We start from the raw sequence: 15,146 nt of genomic DNA, 5'->3' as shown, positions 1-15,146 counted from the left end.
ACGAGAACAACGAGCCGGTGCGCGGCCTCGTCGTCGTCGCCGAGAAAACTTGAGTCTAGGCGCTATACGCGCCGATTTGAGCGTCATTGCGTCGCAAAGCTGCGACTTCCCACTTGCGAGCCGTGCCGCGATGCCAGCACAATGCGCGCAACAGGGAGAAACAAACAATGACGAAGAATCCATCGCGGCGCGATTTCAGCGCCGCCGCGCTCGCCACCATCGCCGCATCGACGCTGCCTGCGCCTTACGTCTGGGCCGCTGACAAGAAATACGACGCCGGCGCCAGCGACACCGAGATCAAGATCGGGCAGACCGTGCCGCATTCCGGCCCCGGCTCGCTCTATGGCGTGCTCGGGCGCATCGGCGAGGCCTATTTCCAGATGCTGAACGAGAAGGGCGGCATCAACGGGCGCAAGATCAAATTCCTCACCATGGACGACGCCTACAGCGCGCCGAAATGCGTCGAGGCGACGCGGCGCCTGGTCGAGCAGGAGGAAGTGCTGGCGCTCTACGGCTCGCTCGGCACCGCGCCGCAGACCGCCGTGCACAAATACCTGAACTCGAAGGGCGTGCCGCAACTGCTGCTCAACACCGGCGCGTCGAAGTGGAACAACCCGAAAGAGTTCAAATGGACGATGGCGGGCCTGCCGCTCTATCCGACCGAGGCACGCATCCTGGCTCGGCACGTCGTTGCCGTGAAGCCGAACGCCAAGATCGGCATCCTCTACCAGAACGACGATTTCGGCCGCGACTTCCTCGGTCCCTTCAAGAAGGTGCTGGCCGATGCCGGCGGCACCGCGCAGGTGATCATGGAGCAGACCTACGATCTGACCGAGCCGACCGTCGATTCCCAGCTCATCAATCTCTCGAAGTCGGGCGCCGACGTGTTCTACAACATCTCCACCGGCAAGGCGTCGTCGCAGTCGATCCGGAAAGTGGCTGAGCTCGGCTGGAAGCCGCTGCAATTGCTCTCGGCGGGCTCGACCGGCCGCTCGATCCTAAACGCCGCGGGCCTCGAGAATGCCGCCGGCATCGTCGCCATCCGCTACAACAAGGAAGTCGGCCTGCCCAAATGGGAGAAGGACCCGGACGTGATGGCGTTCGAGGAGTTGCGCAAGAAATACACGCCGGCGATCGATCAAGACAACACCATCGCCTTCGCCGGTTACGGCCAGGCCGTCACCATGGGCGAGATTTTGCGCCGCTGCGGCGATGATCTCACCCGCGCCAACGTCTTGAAGCAGGCGTCGAATCTCAACGGCTTCCACTCGCCCTATTTCCTCGACGGCGTGAATTACAGCTACACGCCCGACGACTACACGCCGATGAAGACGCTCTTCATCTCCACCTTCAGCGGCAAGGACTGGGACATCTCCGACAAGCCGATGTCGGAGTAGGGGGCGCGCACGCCGCTGTCTCTTCCCCTCTCCCCGTTCTTACGGGGAGAGGGTCGGGGTGAGGGGCTCTCTCCGCGCGGACGGGGGCAGTTGGACTCGCGGAGGCTCCCCCTCACCCGCCGCTTCGCGCCGGCCTCTCCCCGCAAGCGGGGAGAGGCGAAGAAGCCCACCCCCTCGACGAACCCATCCCCACGGCTTACCTGTGATGCCGTGCCGCCCCGCATCCTCAAAACCTCGGCCGAGCCGGCTGCGCTGCTGCCCGACCGCTTCCAGGCGTGGTTCGCGGGCCGCGGCTGGTCGCCGCGCGCGCATCAATTGGCGCTGCTGGCGAAGGCGCGCGAGGACGCTAGCGCATTGCTGATCGCGCCGACCGGCGCCGGCAAGACGCTGGCGGGATTTCTGCCGACGCTGGTGGAGCTGAGTGATGCGCCCAAGGCTTCGACGAAAATGGCTTCGACGGAAATGGCCCCGGCGAAGGCCGTGGTCTCCACCGGCCGCACCCTGCAGCGCTCCGGCGGTCTCCACACCCTCTACATCTCGCCGCTCAAGGCCCTCGCCGTCGACATCGCGCGCAACCTCGAACTTCCGGTCGCCGAGATGGGGCTGCCGATCAAGATCGAGACCCGCACCGGCGACACGCCGGTGTCGCGGCGGCAGCGCCAGCGGCGCTATCCGCCGGACATCCTGCTGACGACGCCGGAGCAGCTCGCGCTGCTGCTCTCCTCCGACGACGCGCCGTTCCTGTTCTCCTCGCTCAAGCGCATCGTGCTCGACGAGCTGCACGCGCTGGTCACCTCCAAGCGCGGTGACCTGTTGTCGCTCGGGCTGGCGCGGCTGTGGCGGCTGGCGCCCGAGATGCGCGCGATCGGCCTGTCGGCGACGGTGGCCGAGCCGGAATCGCTGGCGCGCTTCCTGGTGCCGCAACCGAAGGACAAGGCCGAGTCGGCCGACATCGTCACCGCCGGCGGCGCGGCGCCGCCGCTGGTCGAGATGCTGGATACGCGCGAGCGCCTGCCCTGGGCCGGTCACAGCGCGCGCCACGCCCTTGCCGAAGTCTATGACCTGATCAAGCAGAACAAGACCACGCTGGTCTTCGTCAACACCCGCAGCCAGGCCGAGATGCTGTTCCAGGATCTCTGGCGCATGAACGACGACAACCTTGCCATCGCGCTGCATCATGGCTCGCTCGACGTCGCCCAGCGCCGCAAGGTCGAGGACGCGATGTCGGCCGGCAAATTGCGCGGCGTGGTCTGCACCTCCTCGCTCGACCTCGGCGTCGATTGGGGCGACGTCGATCTCGTCGTCAATATCGGCGCGCCGAAGGGCTCCTCGCGCCTGATGCAGCGCATCGGCCGCGCCAACCACCGCCTCGACGAGGCCTCGCGCGCCGTGCTGGTGCCGGCGAACCGCTTCGAGGTGCTGGAGTGCCGCGTCGCGATCGACGCCATCGCGGAGAATGCGCAGGACACGCCGCCCTTGCGTACCGGCGCGCTCGACGTGCTGGCCCAGCACGTGCTCGGCCGCGCCTGCGGCGAGCCGTTTCTCATCGACGAGCTCTATGACGAGGTGCGCACCGCCGCACCCTATGCCGATCTCGCGCGGCGGGATTTCGACGACGTCGTCGATTTCGTCGCCACCGGCGGCTACGCGCTGAAGACCTATGAGCGCTTCGCCCGCATCAAGCAGGACAAGCAGGGCCGCTGGCGCGTCGCCAATCCAAAGGTGCGGCAGAGCTATCGCCTCAATGTCGGCACCATCGTCGAGGAGCCGATGCTGAAGGTGCGCCTGGTGCGCTCGCGCACCACCGGTGCCGGCGCGACCGGCCCGATCGCGCGCACCGGTCGTGTGCTCGGCGAGATCGAGGAATATTTCATCGAGGGCCTCACCCCCGGCGACACCTTCGTGTTCGGCGGAGAAGTGGTGCGCTACGAGGCGCTCGCCGAAGACCAGGTCTATGTCTCCCGCGCCGCTGACAAGGACCCGAAAGTGCCGTCCTATATGGGCGGCAAATTTCCGCTCTCGACCTATCTTGCGGAGCGCGTGCGGCGCCTGCTCGACGACAGGCGCGCGTGGGGCGGCCTGCCCGAGCAGGTGCGCGACTGGCTGTCGTTGCAGAAGGATGTCTCCCGCGTCCCCGGCGTGCGCGAATTGCTGGTCGAAACCTTTCCACGCGGCAGCAAGCACTATCTCATCTGCTATCCCTTCGAGGGGCGCCTCGCGCATCAGACGCTCGGCATGCTCTTGACGCGCCGGCTGGAGCGGATGCGCGCCCGGCCGCTCGGTTTCGTCGCCAATGAATATGCGGTCGCGATCTGGGGGCTCGGCGATGCCTCCTTCATGATCCGCAATGGCCAGCTCGATCTCGACGCGCTGTTTAATCCCGACATGCTCGGCGACGACCTCGAGGCCTGGCTCGCGGAATCCGCGCTGATGAAACGCACCTTCCGCAACTGCGCGCTGATCTCCGGCCTGATCGAGCGCCGCTTCACCGACGAGGACAAGAGCCGCCGCCAGGTGCTGTTCTCGACCGATCTGGTCTACGACGTTTTGCGCAAACACCAGGCCGATCACGTGCTGCTGCGCGCCGCCCGCGCCGATGCCGCCACCGGCCTGCTCGACCTGCGCCGCCTCGGCGGCATGCTCGCCCGCATCCGGGGCCGCATCACCCACCGGGAACTCGACCACGTCTCCCCGCTCGCCGTCCCCGTGATGCTGGAAATCGGCCGCGAGTCAGTTTATGGCGAAGCTGGAGACGAGCTGTTGGCGGAGGCCGCCGACGAGCTCGTCAAAGAGGCGATGTCGTAGACTGTTCGCGCGAATGAATTTTTGGGGCACCACTCCTTCCACATCGTCTTGCCCGGGCTTGACCCGGGCATCTACGCCTTTCCGCCGGCACGGTCATCCCGGGGCAATGCGAAGCATCGAACCCGGGATCTCGAGATTCTCAGGTGCGCAATTGCGCACCATAGTTCGCGCTAACGCGCGCCCCGGAATGACGGAGAGAAAGGTGGCACGTGGATGGCCGGGCACAGGCGAGCGGAAGCGACGCCGTTCTTCGAACGGCTACGCCCGGCCATGACGGAGAACGTTGCGCTATCGATCACTTCAACGCGCGCTCTCGATGTCGCCGGCGTGTCGTTTCACGTCGATCTCTCCGGCGCGCTGTTCTGGGAAGAGCAGCGCCTGCTCGTCGTTTCCGACCTGCATCTGGAAAAGGGCTCGAGCTTCGCCACGCGCGGCGTGCTGCTGCCGCCTTACGATACGATCGCAACGCTCGGCCGCCTCGCTGCTGTCATCTCCCGCCATGATCCCCGTGTAGTCATCGCGCTCGGCGACAGTTTTCACGATCGCACCGCGCATGAGCGCCTTTCCGCGGAGGATCGCGACGCCGTCGCCGCACTCCAGAGCGGTCGCGACTGGATCTGGATCTCGGGCAATCACGATCCGATGCTGCCGCGCGATCTCGGCGGCACCATCGCCGACGAAATCGCGATCGGCCCGATCACCTTCCGCCACGAGCCGACCGGCGGGCATGGCGAGATCGCCGGCCATCTGCATCCGAAGGCCCGCGTCTCCGCGCGCGGCCGCTCGATGGAGCGTCGCTGCTTCGCCAGCGACGGGATGCGCGCCGTGATGCCCGCCTTCGGCGCCTATGCCGGCGGCCTCAGCATCCGTGATGCGGCGTTCGCAAAGATCTTTGCCAGCAATGGTTTTGTCGCCCATCTCCTCGGCGACCGCCGTGTCCACGCCATCGCCGCGTCGCGGTGCTATTGAGGACGCGACCATGCTGCCCTCGCTTCATGATGATTTTGTCGTTGCTTACGAGGTGAACTGCGAAGCCCGCCAGATCAAGCTTCACACAAAGCCCGATCCCAGAGACGTTGCAAAGCGCGAGCAGCCGCCCCGAACCATCGTTTTCAATGGTGTGGAGGGATATCAATTTGATGACGACGCATTCGGAAACATCATCTCCTCATTGGCGGCTGTCTCCATTGAGCAGGTGTTTGCGGACTACGGCTCCAGGATCGCGGAGTCTTATCGAATGGCGGGTGCCCCGGGGCCATGGGCTGCCGATTTGGCTGCTGCGGCGCAGGCGCTCGCGGCAAAGGGCGTTAAGGGCTTCGTTCTAAATTCGTCGTATGGCCTTTCTGGCTGGGTGCTGGCCAAAGAAGCTTTGGTCAACCCTTAGCCGTCGGCTCGCTAAGCCGCCTTCGCCTGCACGTCGTCGCAAAACTCCGCCAGCCGATCCGCGAGCCGCAGCGTCGCGGGGCTGGCGCCCGGCGCGGCCATCAACGCCACTTCGGTCCGGTTGATCGGCGCAAAGCCGTCCTTGGCGGTCAGCACGCGGTGATCGGGCTGGATCGACATTTCGGACAAGATGCTCAGGCCCATGCCGGCGGCGACGGCGGCCTGGATGCCGGCGAGGCTCGATGAGGTATAGGCCATGTGCCAGATGCGGCCCGCGCTTTCCAGCGCGTGGATGGCGCCGGCGCGGTAGAGGCAGCCGAGCGGAAAGCCGATCAGCGGCACCGACGGCGCGCCGGCATCGATCGGATGGCTCTTGCTGGTGACCCAGTGCACCTGCTCCGGCCACACCGCGATGGCGCCCTTGGCGCCGGCCTCGCGCTTGTAAAGCGCAAGGTCGAGCTCGCCGCGATCGAGATCGCGAGCGAGATTCTTGCTCTGGTCGGCACGCACGTCGAGCCGCAGCCCCGGATGCGAGCGCGCGAACGCGCCCAGCAGTTTCGCCAGCCGGTACGCCGCAAAATCCTCGGGGATACCAAGCCGGATCGCGCCCTCGCTGTCGGGCTGGCTCAGCACGTCGCGCGCCTCCTCGGCGAGCGAGAGCAGCCGCCGTGCGTAGGACAGCAGCCGTTCGCCGGCCTCGGTCGGGCGCACGTCCTTGCCGTCGCGATGCAGCAGCACCTGACCGACGTCCTCCTCCAGCCGCTTGATCTGCTGGCTGACGGTCGATTGCGTGCGGTGGACGCGTTCGCCGGCACGGGTGAAACCGCCGGCATCGACCACCGAGACGAAGCTGCGCAGAAGCTCGAGATCGAGCATGGGCGCCTCCATTCGAAAATCAACTGATCAGAAGTTAATCATTTAATTTCCAAATGACAAGCCGGGTCTCTAGATCGAGGGCTCAGGAGAAATGCCCACATGTCGCTCGCCCCCTCGATTGCCGTTCCCCGCAGCCGCTTCAATACGCTTCCGCTCGCGATCGGCCTGTTCTGCCTGCTCTGGAGCTATGCCTTCGTCGCCGGCAAGATCGGCGTCACCCATTGCCCGCCGCTGATCCTGCTCGCCGCGCGCTTCTCGCTCGCCGGCATTCTGATCATCGGTGCCACGCTGATCCGCGGCGACCACTGGTCGCTGTCGTGGCGCGATTCCGCGATCTTCGCCGTGCTCGGCATTGCCAACAACGCGCTCTATCTCGGGCTCGGCTATACCGGGCTGCAATCGGTCTCCGCCGGCCTCGGCGGCCTGATCGTCTCGGCCAATCCGGTGTTCACGGCGGCGCTCGCAGCGCTCCTGCTCGGCGAAGGCATGACCTGGCGCAAGGCGGGCGGCCTGTTGCTCGGTATCATCGGCGTCACCGCGATCGTCTGGCATCGGCTGTCGGTCGGCACCGATTCATGGCACGGCATCGTCTTCACGCTGGCCTCGCTCGCCTCCATCGTCGCCGGCACCATCCTGTTCAAGCTGCTCGCCCCGAAGGGGTCCTTGTGGATCGGCAACGGCGTGCAGAATCTCGCCGCCGGCATCGTGCTGACGCCGGTCGCGCTCACCTTCGCCGATGTCCATGCGATCGACTTTACGGCGAGCCTGATCGGCGCCTTCGCCTTCCTGGTGCTCGGCGGCTCGATCCTGGCCTACTGGCTCTGGTTTCATCTCCTGAAAGTGTGTGGCGCCACCGCCGCCAGCGCCTACCATTTCCTGATGCCACCGCTCGGCATGCTGTTCGCGTATCTCGTGCTCGGCGAGCATGTCGAGGCCCGCGACCTGCTCGGGATCATCCCGGTCGCGCTCGGCATCTATCTGGTGACGCGGCCCGCCGCGAAGCCTGTGTCGTAGGAGGAGTTATTCATGCCCATCTCCATCACCCTGATCGGCGGCCCGACCGCGCTGATCGAGATCGACGGCTTCCGCCTGCTCACCGATCCGACCTTCGACGACGCGCACACCGCCTATCAGCTGCCGCATGTGACGCTGGAGAAGACCATCGGCCCTGCGATGAAGGCCGATGCGATCGGCCCGGTCGACGCGGTCCTGCTCAGCCACGACCAGCATTCGGACAATCTCGACAATTCCGGCCGCGACTTTCTCAAACATGTGAAACGCGTGCTGACGACCGAGGCCGGCGCGCAGCGCCTCGGCGGCCATGTCGAGGGCCTCGCGCCCTGGGCGACCGCCCATCTGAGGGATCGCGACGGCAATTCGCTGACGATCACCGCGACGCCCGCGCGTCACGGTCCGGCCGGCATCGAGCCGCTGTCGGGCGACGTCATCGGCTTCGTGGTGTCGTCGAGCCGGAAGGACACTACCTCGGTCTATATCAGCGGCGACACCACCTGGTTCGACGGCGTCGCCGAAGTCGCGCGCCGGTTCAAGTGCGGCGTGGTGCTGCCCTTCGCCGGCGCCGCGCAGACGCGCGGGCCGTTCCATCTCACCATGGACACCAACGATACCATCGAGACCGCGCGCGCCTTCCCCGATGCGGTGATCGTGCCGCTGCACACCGAGGGCTGGGCGCATTTCCGCCAGAACGGCGAGGATTTGCGCAAGACCTTCGACGTGCTGGGTTTCGGGCCGCGGCTGCGGTTGCTGGAGCCGGGCGTGCCGACGGTGGTGGAGGCGCCGTAGCTCTCCGCCGACGCTGGTGCTAGCCACCAGCGTCGTCCCGGCGAAGGCCGGGACCCATACCCACAGGGAGAAGTTTGACGAAGACTCGTGGTGGGCAGCTTGACGCCGTAACTGCTCTCGGTGGCTATGGGTCCCGGCCTTCGCCGGGACGACGTCGGAAGTGTTGTTGGAGGCTTTCGCTCACAACGAACGTCCTCTCAATCCTTCCGAAACACGATCGACGCCATCCATCCCGTCATCAGCGCCATCGCCGCGGTGACGAGACCGTAGACGAACCCGTTCTGCCGCGCGGTGGTCGCGACGAACTGCTCGAAGCCGACCTTGACGATCTCGAAGGCGGTGTCGGTCTTGGTGACGAAGGCGCCGCCCGCAAACAGCTTGATTTCGACTTCGTAGGTGCCGATCGGCACCTCTGCCGGCAACGGAATGCCGGTGCGGAACAGCGTTGGCGTCAGGAACGTCACCGCGGTGGCGTCCTCGCGATAGAGCCCGCGCTGGGAGCGCAGCCGGATGAAGGCGGAGCGGAATGCGTCGTTCGGCACCACGTCGGCATAGTCGCCGCTGACCCGCTGCATCAACAGCACGTTGTTGAGCCCGATCTGCTGCCGCCGCGCGATCTCGGGCGAGGTGATCAGGTCGAGCGAGCGGTTGGCGAACAGCGCCAGATAACTCGGCACCTGGAGAAACTGCCGGTAGTCGGTGTTGATCCAGATGCCGAAGGTGCGCTCCTTGCGCCGCGTCACCATGTCGGCGCGCGGGCCCATCACGGTGACGACGAGATCGTACGCCGTGCGGTCGGCGGGCGTGGCGGCATCCCTCTCCACCGAGCCGAACAGCACCAGCTCCTCGCCGGAATAGTTCGGCGTCACCGTGACGCGGTGGTTGGAGACCGACACGATCAGCCGCTCGGCGCGCGCGGCGGATCCGAGCAGAAGGACGAGAACAACTGCAACGAGCGCGCGCATCATCCGCTCACTCCCAGCTCGCGAATGGTGAAGAGATCTTCAGGCCGGATCACGAGCTCGATCGCGAAGCGGACACCCACCGAGAGGATCAACAGGCCCAGCAGCAGCCGCAACTGCTCGCCGCGGACCTTCTGGCCGGCGCGGGCGCCGAACTGCGCGCCGGTGACGCCGCCGACCATCAGGATCAGCGCCAGCACCGCGTCGACCAGATGATTGGTCATCGCGTGCAGCATGGTCGCGAACAGCATGGTGACGAGCGTGAGCACCATCGAGGTTCCGATCACCGTCGAGGTCGGCACCCGCAGCAGATAGATCATGATCGGCACCAGGATGAAGCCGCCGCCGATGCCCATGATCGCGCCGATGAAGCCGATCGCCACGCCGACGATCACCACGGGAATGACCGACAGATAGATCTTCGAGCGCTTGAACCGCATCTTCAGCGGCAGGCCGTGGATCCAGTTGTGCGTGCGCCGTGGCGGCACCGCGCCGCGGCGGGTCCGCATCAAAGCGCGCAGGCCCTCGGAGAACATCAGGCTGCCGACGGTGGTGAGCAGCACGACGTAGGACAGCGCGATCATCAGGTCGAGCTGCCCGAGCGCGCGGAGCTGCGTGAAGGTCCAGACCCCGAGCGCGGTGCCGGTCACGCCGCCACATAGCAAGACGCTGGCAAGCGCCGGGTCGATTGCACGCCGCCGCCAATAAGAGAGCGCGCCGGAAAACGACGAGGCGGCGATATGGCTCGCGACCGAGGCGACCGCGACCGCCGGCGTGATGCCGATGAAGATCAGCAGCGGCGTCATCAGGAAGCCGCCGCCGATCCCGAACATGCCGGAGACGAAGCCGACGGCCGCGCCCATCGCCAGCACCAGGAAGATGTTGACCGGCAGATCGGCGATCGGGAGGTAGAGCTGCATCGGGGATCACGCTCCGGCGAGTCGGATCGATTGCGCGGAATGCTCGCGGGAGGGCGGAACGATTGCCGCGCTCTTCAATAGCCGAATTCGTGGCCGTGCGGATCAGGAATCTTGGGCGTGGTGAATGGACGCGAGGAGGGTGATGGGATTGGGCGTGATCGTTGCGACAATGGAGGTGCGCTCCCTCCCCCGCTTGCGGGGGAGGGTCGGGGAGAGGGTGTCTCCGCAGTGAGACTCCCCAAGAGGATAAAACCCTCACCCGGCGCTCTTGCGAGCGCCGACCTCTCCCGCAAGCGGGAGAGGTGCACCGAGCCCGTGGCCCGCTTGGTTCAATCTAATGCTATGCGGCTCAATGCGCGGCCGAGGCCGAGCGCTTGGTCGCGACCGGCTTCGGTGCCGGCTTCGCGTTGGCCTGCGACGCGCTGTCCCAGCCGCCGGCGGGCGCCGCGACATTGACGGCGTCGTCGGGCTGCGGCTCGGCGCTGAAGGTCTGGATCGCGAGCTTGGCGGCGGCAAGCGACTGCGGATCGAGGCGCTTTGCGACGTCGTCGCGCTTGCCGGCCGCATCCGCGTCGCCCTGGGCAGCCGCGAGGGTGAACCATTTGTAGGATTCGGCGAGGTTCTGTTCGACGCCGATGCCGCGTGCATAGAGGATGCCGAGGTTGAACTGGCTGTCGGCGACGCCGCGGTCGGCCGCTTTTCGGAACCACTGCGCCGCGCTCTTGTAATTGGCGCCGCGTCCGCCGCCGTCGGCATCGAGCACCGCGAGATTGTGCATGGCCTTGGCGTTGCCGCGCTCCGCGGCCTGCGTGTAGTAGCGGCGGGCGATGTCGGCGTCCTTCTTCACGCCGAGGCCCTTCTCGTACAGGGTGCCCAGGCGGAAGATCGCGGGCACCACGCCGGCCTGCGCCGCGCGGTCGTACCATTTGGCGGCTTCGTCGTAATTCGCCGGCGTGCCCTTGCCCTCGGCGAAGCGCACGCCGATTTCGTAGGCCGCGGCCGCATCGCCCTTCATCGCGGCGGTGCGCAGCACCGGGCCGCCGATGCCGTCAGGCAGCTTCTCGCTGGGTGGCACCTGCACCATGCTGAGCCGCGCGCGGCTCGTGCCGGACAACGCGCCGGTGACGTCGCTCGACGCCGCAGGCGGGGTTGGCGCAGCGGCCGGGGTTTGCGGGATTTCGACCGAGGCGGTGCCGCTCGGGCTCGTCACGGAGACCGGCGCAGCATTGTTCTGCGACTGCTTTCCGATCGGCGTCGGCGAGGTCATCGACGGCGTGACCTGTTCCGGCGCGGCGGGCTTGATCTCGACGGGCGGGGGGGCTCGCGGGGCGGGTTCGCTCGACGTGTTCTCCATCGCCTGCGGCGCCGGCGGCGCGTTGCCGCCTTCGAGCAGGTTCATCGCCATCTTGAACGTGCCGAGCACGATCACGACCACGCTCGCGCCAACCAGCAGCGAGCGGATCTTCGAGGTGATGGTCGAGCCAGCCTCCTGGCCCTTGTCCTTGGCGCGGGCGATTGCGGCCTTGGCGCCACGGGCCGGCTTCTCGGGCGGCTGCGCGGCGGCAGCCTGCGCGGCGCGGCGCGCGGCTGCGATGAAGCTCGATGACGACACCGGCTCCTTCGGCGCGGCAGGAATGTCGCTGATCGCGCTTTCGGACGCGGCAATGCGCTCCGACGGCGTGGCGACGCGCCCGCCCGGCCGGGTGCCCGGCTCGAGCGGATGATCCGGCGGCAGTTCGGGCGCGAGCGCGGTGCGCGCGGGCGTCGTATGTGGCTCCAGGATCTCGCTGATCGCGCGCGGCGGAACAGGCGGGGCCGTCGGCACCGGCGGCGGCGCAACTGGTGCGGCGGCATGGAATTCGCGCGGCGCGGCGACGAAGGCCGAATGTGCCGGTGGCGCGGCGGCGGGATTGGGCAGCTCGGGCTTCGGATCGTATTTTGGCTGCTGCTGCTGCTGCGGCCGCTGCTCGCGCGCCATCGGCGCGGGCTCGATCGGCGCAGCCATCGGCATCGGCATCTGCGGCGCAGGGGCCGGCGGCGCCGTGCGCACGGCGCGCAGATCGCCCTCGATCATGGAGAGGCGATCGACGACATGGCCGAGCGTGTTGTGCACGGCCTCCAGCGAATCCTGGGTGCTCCGGTTGGTCTCGGCCTGGCTGTAGCGGATGTCGGAGAGCTCGCGCTTGACGAGGTCGACCACGCCGGAATCGGGCGGCGGTGCCGAATTGCGGCTCTCGGCCAGCGCGGAATAGGTCGCCTGCTGCCGCTCCAGGTGCCGCAGGATGTCGTGCAGCCCGTCCTCGACGCGGCTCAGGTTTCCGCTGCGCGGATCGGAGGCGGCTTCGATCCGCTCCAGCAGATACGAGACCCGCTGCTCCAGATGCGCAAAAGTCGAGGCCGAGTCGCCGCCGACCTGCATGCGGTCGAAACGGTCCGACAGGGCGCGGATCGCGTTTTCCAGATGTTCAGTGCTTTCGGCAGGCTGAGGCCGCTCGCGGGTTTCCAGCGCGGCCGTCAGCGCCGCGATGCGCTGCTCCAGCACGGCGAAGCTGTCGCCGGGGCCGGAGGAGGCGCGGGTGATCTGGTCGACCTTGGACGACAACAGCTGCACGTCGTCGGAGAGCCGCGCCAATGCCTCGTTGGAAGCGACGTTGGAGACGATGCCGCGCAGCGCCGAGATCGCGCCTTCGAGCTGTCGTACCGTCGAGGGATCGTCATTGGCGCGCAGGATCAGATCGAGCTTGCCGCCGAGATTGCGGATCGCCTCGTCATAGCCGGTGAGCTGCTCGGCCGGCGTCAGCGTGCGCAGCACCTGCTTGATCTCGGACAGCACGCGCTCGACGCCGGCGAGCGCCTGGCCGTCGGTGCCGGTGGAGCGGGTCTCGTCGATGCGACGGTGCAGCGAACGGATCTCGTTCTCGATCGATTCGATCGCACGGCGCGGCATCGCCTCGGTGATGGCGTGGCGGATTTCCGCGAGCTCGCTGCGGAAGGCATTGATCGCCTGCTCGGTATTGTCCGGCCGCTGGAGCGCCTCGATCTGGCTGGTGATCTTGAGCAGGTGCCGTTCGAGCGACGAGAAATCCGGCCCCGGCTGCGGTGGCGGCGGAGCATAGGACGGGGCAGGCGGCGCCATCGGCGCGAAGGCAGCCGCCATAGGCGCGATCGATGGCGCGGCGCGCGGCGGCATCTGCCGCGGCGCAAAGCCGTCGAGCTCGCTCTGGCGCGCGGTGATCTCGGCGACGGCGACGTCGAACGAAGCGGGGCTCAGCGGTGGTGAGCTGCGATAGACTTGCGCCGCCGCGCGCTCGACCGCGTCGGCCTGGCGCTGGCGCGATTCGACGGGGGCCTGCCGCGGTGCCGGAGGTTGTTGCGGTTTCGAGATTTGYGACAGCCGGGCGTCGAGCCGCGAGATCGCGTCGTTCAGCTGGCGCGCAACGCCTTGCTCGCGCGACACCTCCTGGCGCGGCGCGGGTTTTGAAATCCGTTCGATCTGCTGGGTGATCGCGTCGAGCCGCTGGTGGATGTCGGCGACTTCGCGGCTTTCCTGACTCGGCACGTGGCCCGGTACTTGGCTCGGGATGTTGGGGACTTGCGGACGCTGCTCGTAAGATCCGCGAAAGTTCGGTGCGGCAGTTTCGCCGAGCGTGGAGTTCAGCCAATCGTTGAGTGACATGCCGGCGCGATGCGCAGCAGCTTCGGCCCGCTCCCTCACGGATGGATCGATGCCGTCAACACTCCACGATACGCGCGAATTCATGACTCTGTCCGGTCCCGACTCCGGCGCCCCACCCGACGCCTCCAGTCTCCCCACGCGTGCCGGTTGCAAGACAATCGAATTCTGCGCGGGTCGTCTGCCTCGAAAACCGACTTTTTCCTGTTACGGTAAATAACGGGTTAAGGAATGCGTTGCCGATGTCTTAAAGTTGGGCGGCGGGAACCTGGGGGTGAGCGCGTTGTGACGCTCGTCCGGTCGCCAAATAACCGGTGTCATGCCCCGCCACCGGGTCTCGCCTTCGGCGAGCCCGATGACAGGCTCCGGCGGGGCATCCAGTACGCCGCGGCTTCTCGGTTCTGACCTCGCCGCCTCTGGAATACTGGATCGCCCGCCCCAGTGCGCAACCGCGCACAAGGCGGGCGATGACAGCGGAGAAAAGATTTCGCCGCAGGCATGATCGGCCCGTCTCAGGAAGAGAGGACGCCTCGCTCGGCGTTCTGCCTGACGAGAATGTTGGCCGACATGAAGAGTTTGCTTGTGGCTGCGATAGCGGCCGGACTGGCGTCGCCCGCTGTTGCCGCCGATGCCCCGGTGGCAAAGCCTGCGGTCAAGGCGCCGGCGCCCGCGGGGTACAACTGGACCGGCTGCTATGTCGGTATCCAGGGTGGCGGCAGCTGGGGCAAGAGCGAGCACGTCGCGCGCGCCGGTAACGCCTCCGGGCCCACGATATCAGGCACCTTCAATCTCACCGGCACCGTCGCGGGTGGCGCCGTCGGCTGCGACTTCCAGATCGAAAAGACGGTGCTGGGCTTCGAAAACGACGCGTCGTGGACCAACAAGCACGGCGCCGCGCAGGATCTGCCGCCGTTCAATGTGGCGGCGACCAGCAGCACGCGGGAGAAGTGGATCGACATGTTCCGCGGCCGCGTCGGCTATGCGCTCGATCAGTTTCTGATCTATGGCACTGCCGGAATCGCCTTCGCCGGCACCGAGGTCACCGTGTCCAATCCAGCCGGGCAAGTCACGGATTCAAAGACCCGCACCGGCCTCGCGGTCGGACTCGGTGGTGAATGGGCGGCTTGGGTCGATAGCTGGGGCGCGGTGAGCTTCAAGCTCGAATATGTTCACGCCGATTTCGGCAGCAAGCGATATGTCGACCCGGCGGTCGCCTTCGGCGGATTCGCCGTTGTCACGCGCGATGTCAGGCTGACCGACGACATCGTTCGCGCCGGCGTGAACGTCAGGTTCAACTGGGATACACCGGTCGTCACAAAATTCTAGG

General features: G+C 66.9%; 11 protein-coding genes. 7 read left to right on the top strand and 4 right to left on the bottom strand.

The window, feature by feature from the left end; all coding sequences use genetic code 11:
* Positions 1–167: 167 nt before the first annotated feature.
* The 4 genes from ACXJL8_RS06130 (at position 168) to ACXJL8_RS06115 (ending at position 5,586) form a co-directional block, all read left to right on the top strand.
* Positions 168–1,397: an ABC transporter substrate-binding protein gene (locus tag ACXJL8_RS06130; RefSeq protein WP_456619648.1), complete on the top strand. Its 1,230-nt coding sequence runs from the start codon at positions 168–170 to the stop codon at positions 1,395–1,397.
* 210 nt (positions 1,398–1,607) lie between these two features.
* A complete protein-coding gene (locus ACXJL8_RS06125; protein ID WP_456619649.1) occupies positions 1,608–4,202 on the top strand; it encodes a ligase-associated DNA damage response DEXH box helicase in 2,595 nt (864 codons plus the stop codon).
* Between the two features lie 270 nt (positions 4,203–4,472).
* Complete coding sequence (pdeM, locus tag ACXJL8_RS06120; protein WP_456619660.1) at positions 4,473–5,171, top strand: ligase-associated DNA damage response endonuclease PdeM; 699 nt, start codon at positions 4,473–4,475, stop codon at positions 5,169–5,171.
* 10 nt (positions 5,172–5,181) lie between these two features.
* Positions 5,182–5,586 (top strand): hypothetical protein, encoded by a 405-nt coding sequence (locus ACXJL8_RS06115; RefSeq protein ID WP_456619650.1) that lies wholly within the window; start codon positions 5,182–5,184, stop codon positions 5,584–5,586.
* 11 nt (positions 5,587–5,597) lie between these two features.
* Here the strand turns inward: ACXJL8_RS06115 and ACXJL8_RS06110 are convergent, their stop codons facing one another.
* Complete coding sequence (locus ACXJL8_RS06110; RefSeq protein ID WP_456619651.1) at positions 5,598–6,461, bottom strand: LysR substrate-binding domain-containing protein; 864 nt, start codon at positions 6,459–6,461, stop codon at positions 5,598–5,600.
* Between the two features lie 99 nt (positions 6,462–6,560).
* On the opposite strand from ACXJL8_RS06110, the gene ACXJL8_RS06105 reads away from it, so the two are divergent.
* Positions 6,561–7,475 carry a DMT family transporter gene (locus tag ACXJL8_RS06105; RefSeq protein ID WP_456619652.1) on the top strand — a complete coding sequence of 305 codons (915 nt, stop codon included), beginning with the start codon at positions 6,561–6,563 and terminating at the stop codon, positions 7,473–7,475.
* A gap of 12 nt (positions 7,476–7,487) precedes the next feature.
* Positions 7,488–8,264, top strand: a complete 777-nt coding sequence (locus tag ACXJL8_RS06100; protein WP_456619653.1) for an MBL fold metallo-hydrolase — start codon at positions 7,488–7,490, stop codon at positions 8,262–8,264.
* A gap of 197 nt (positions 8,265–8,461) precedes the next feature.
* Here ACXJL8_RS06100 and ACXJL8_RS06095 read toward each other — a convergent pair whose 3' ends face one another.
* The 3 genes from ACXJL8_RS06095 to ACXJL8_RS06085 all read right to left on the bottom strand — a co-directional run bounded on the left by ACXJL8_RS06095 (position 8,462) and on the right by ACXJL8_RS06085 (position 13,906).
* Positions 8,462–9,232, bottom strand: a complete 771-nt coding sequence (locus ACXJL8_RS06095; RefSeq protein ID WP_456622567.1) for a TIGR02186 family protein — start codon at positions 9,230–9,232, stop codon at positions 8,462–8,464.
* Positions 9,229–10,146, bottom strand: a complete 918-nt coding sequence (locus ACXJL8_RS06090) for a sulfite exporter TauE/SafE family protein (protein WP_456622566.1) — start codon at positions 10,144–10,146, stop codon at positions 9,229–9,231. Before ACXJL8_RS06090 ends, ACXJL8_RS06095 begins: the two co-directional genes overlap by 4 nt.
* Positions 10,147–10,495: 349 nt before the next feature.
* A complete protein-coding gene (locus ACXJL8_RS06085) occupies positions 10,496–13,906 on the bottom strand; it encodes a hypothetical protein (protein WP_456622565.1) in 3,411 nt (1,136 codons plus the stop codon).
* 480 nt (positions 13,907–14,386) lie between these two features.
* Here ACXJL8_RS06085 and ACXJL8_RS06080 point away from each other — a divergent pair, with 480 nt between their 5' ends.
* The gene (locus tag ACXJL8_RS06080; RefSeq protein WP_456622564.1) at positions 14,387–15,145 is read left to right on the top strand and encodes an outer membrane protein; all 759 of its coding nucleotides are present in this window, start codon (positions 14,387–14,389) and stop codon (positions 15,143–15,145) included.
* Position 15,146 lies beyond the last annotated feature (1 nt).

This window comes from Bradyrhizobium sp. P5_C11_2 (genome assembly GCF_054049755.1).
The sequence above is the reverse complement of the archived record's forward strand: the minus strand, read 5'-3'. Positions and strand labels throughout refer to the sequence as shown.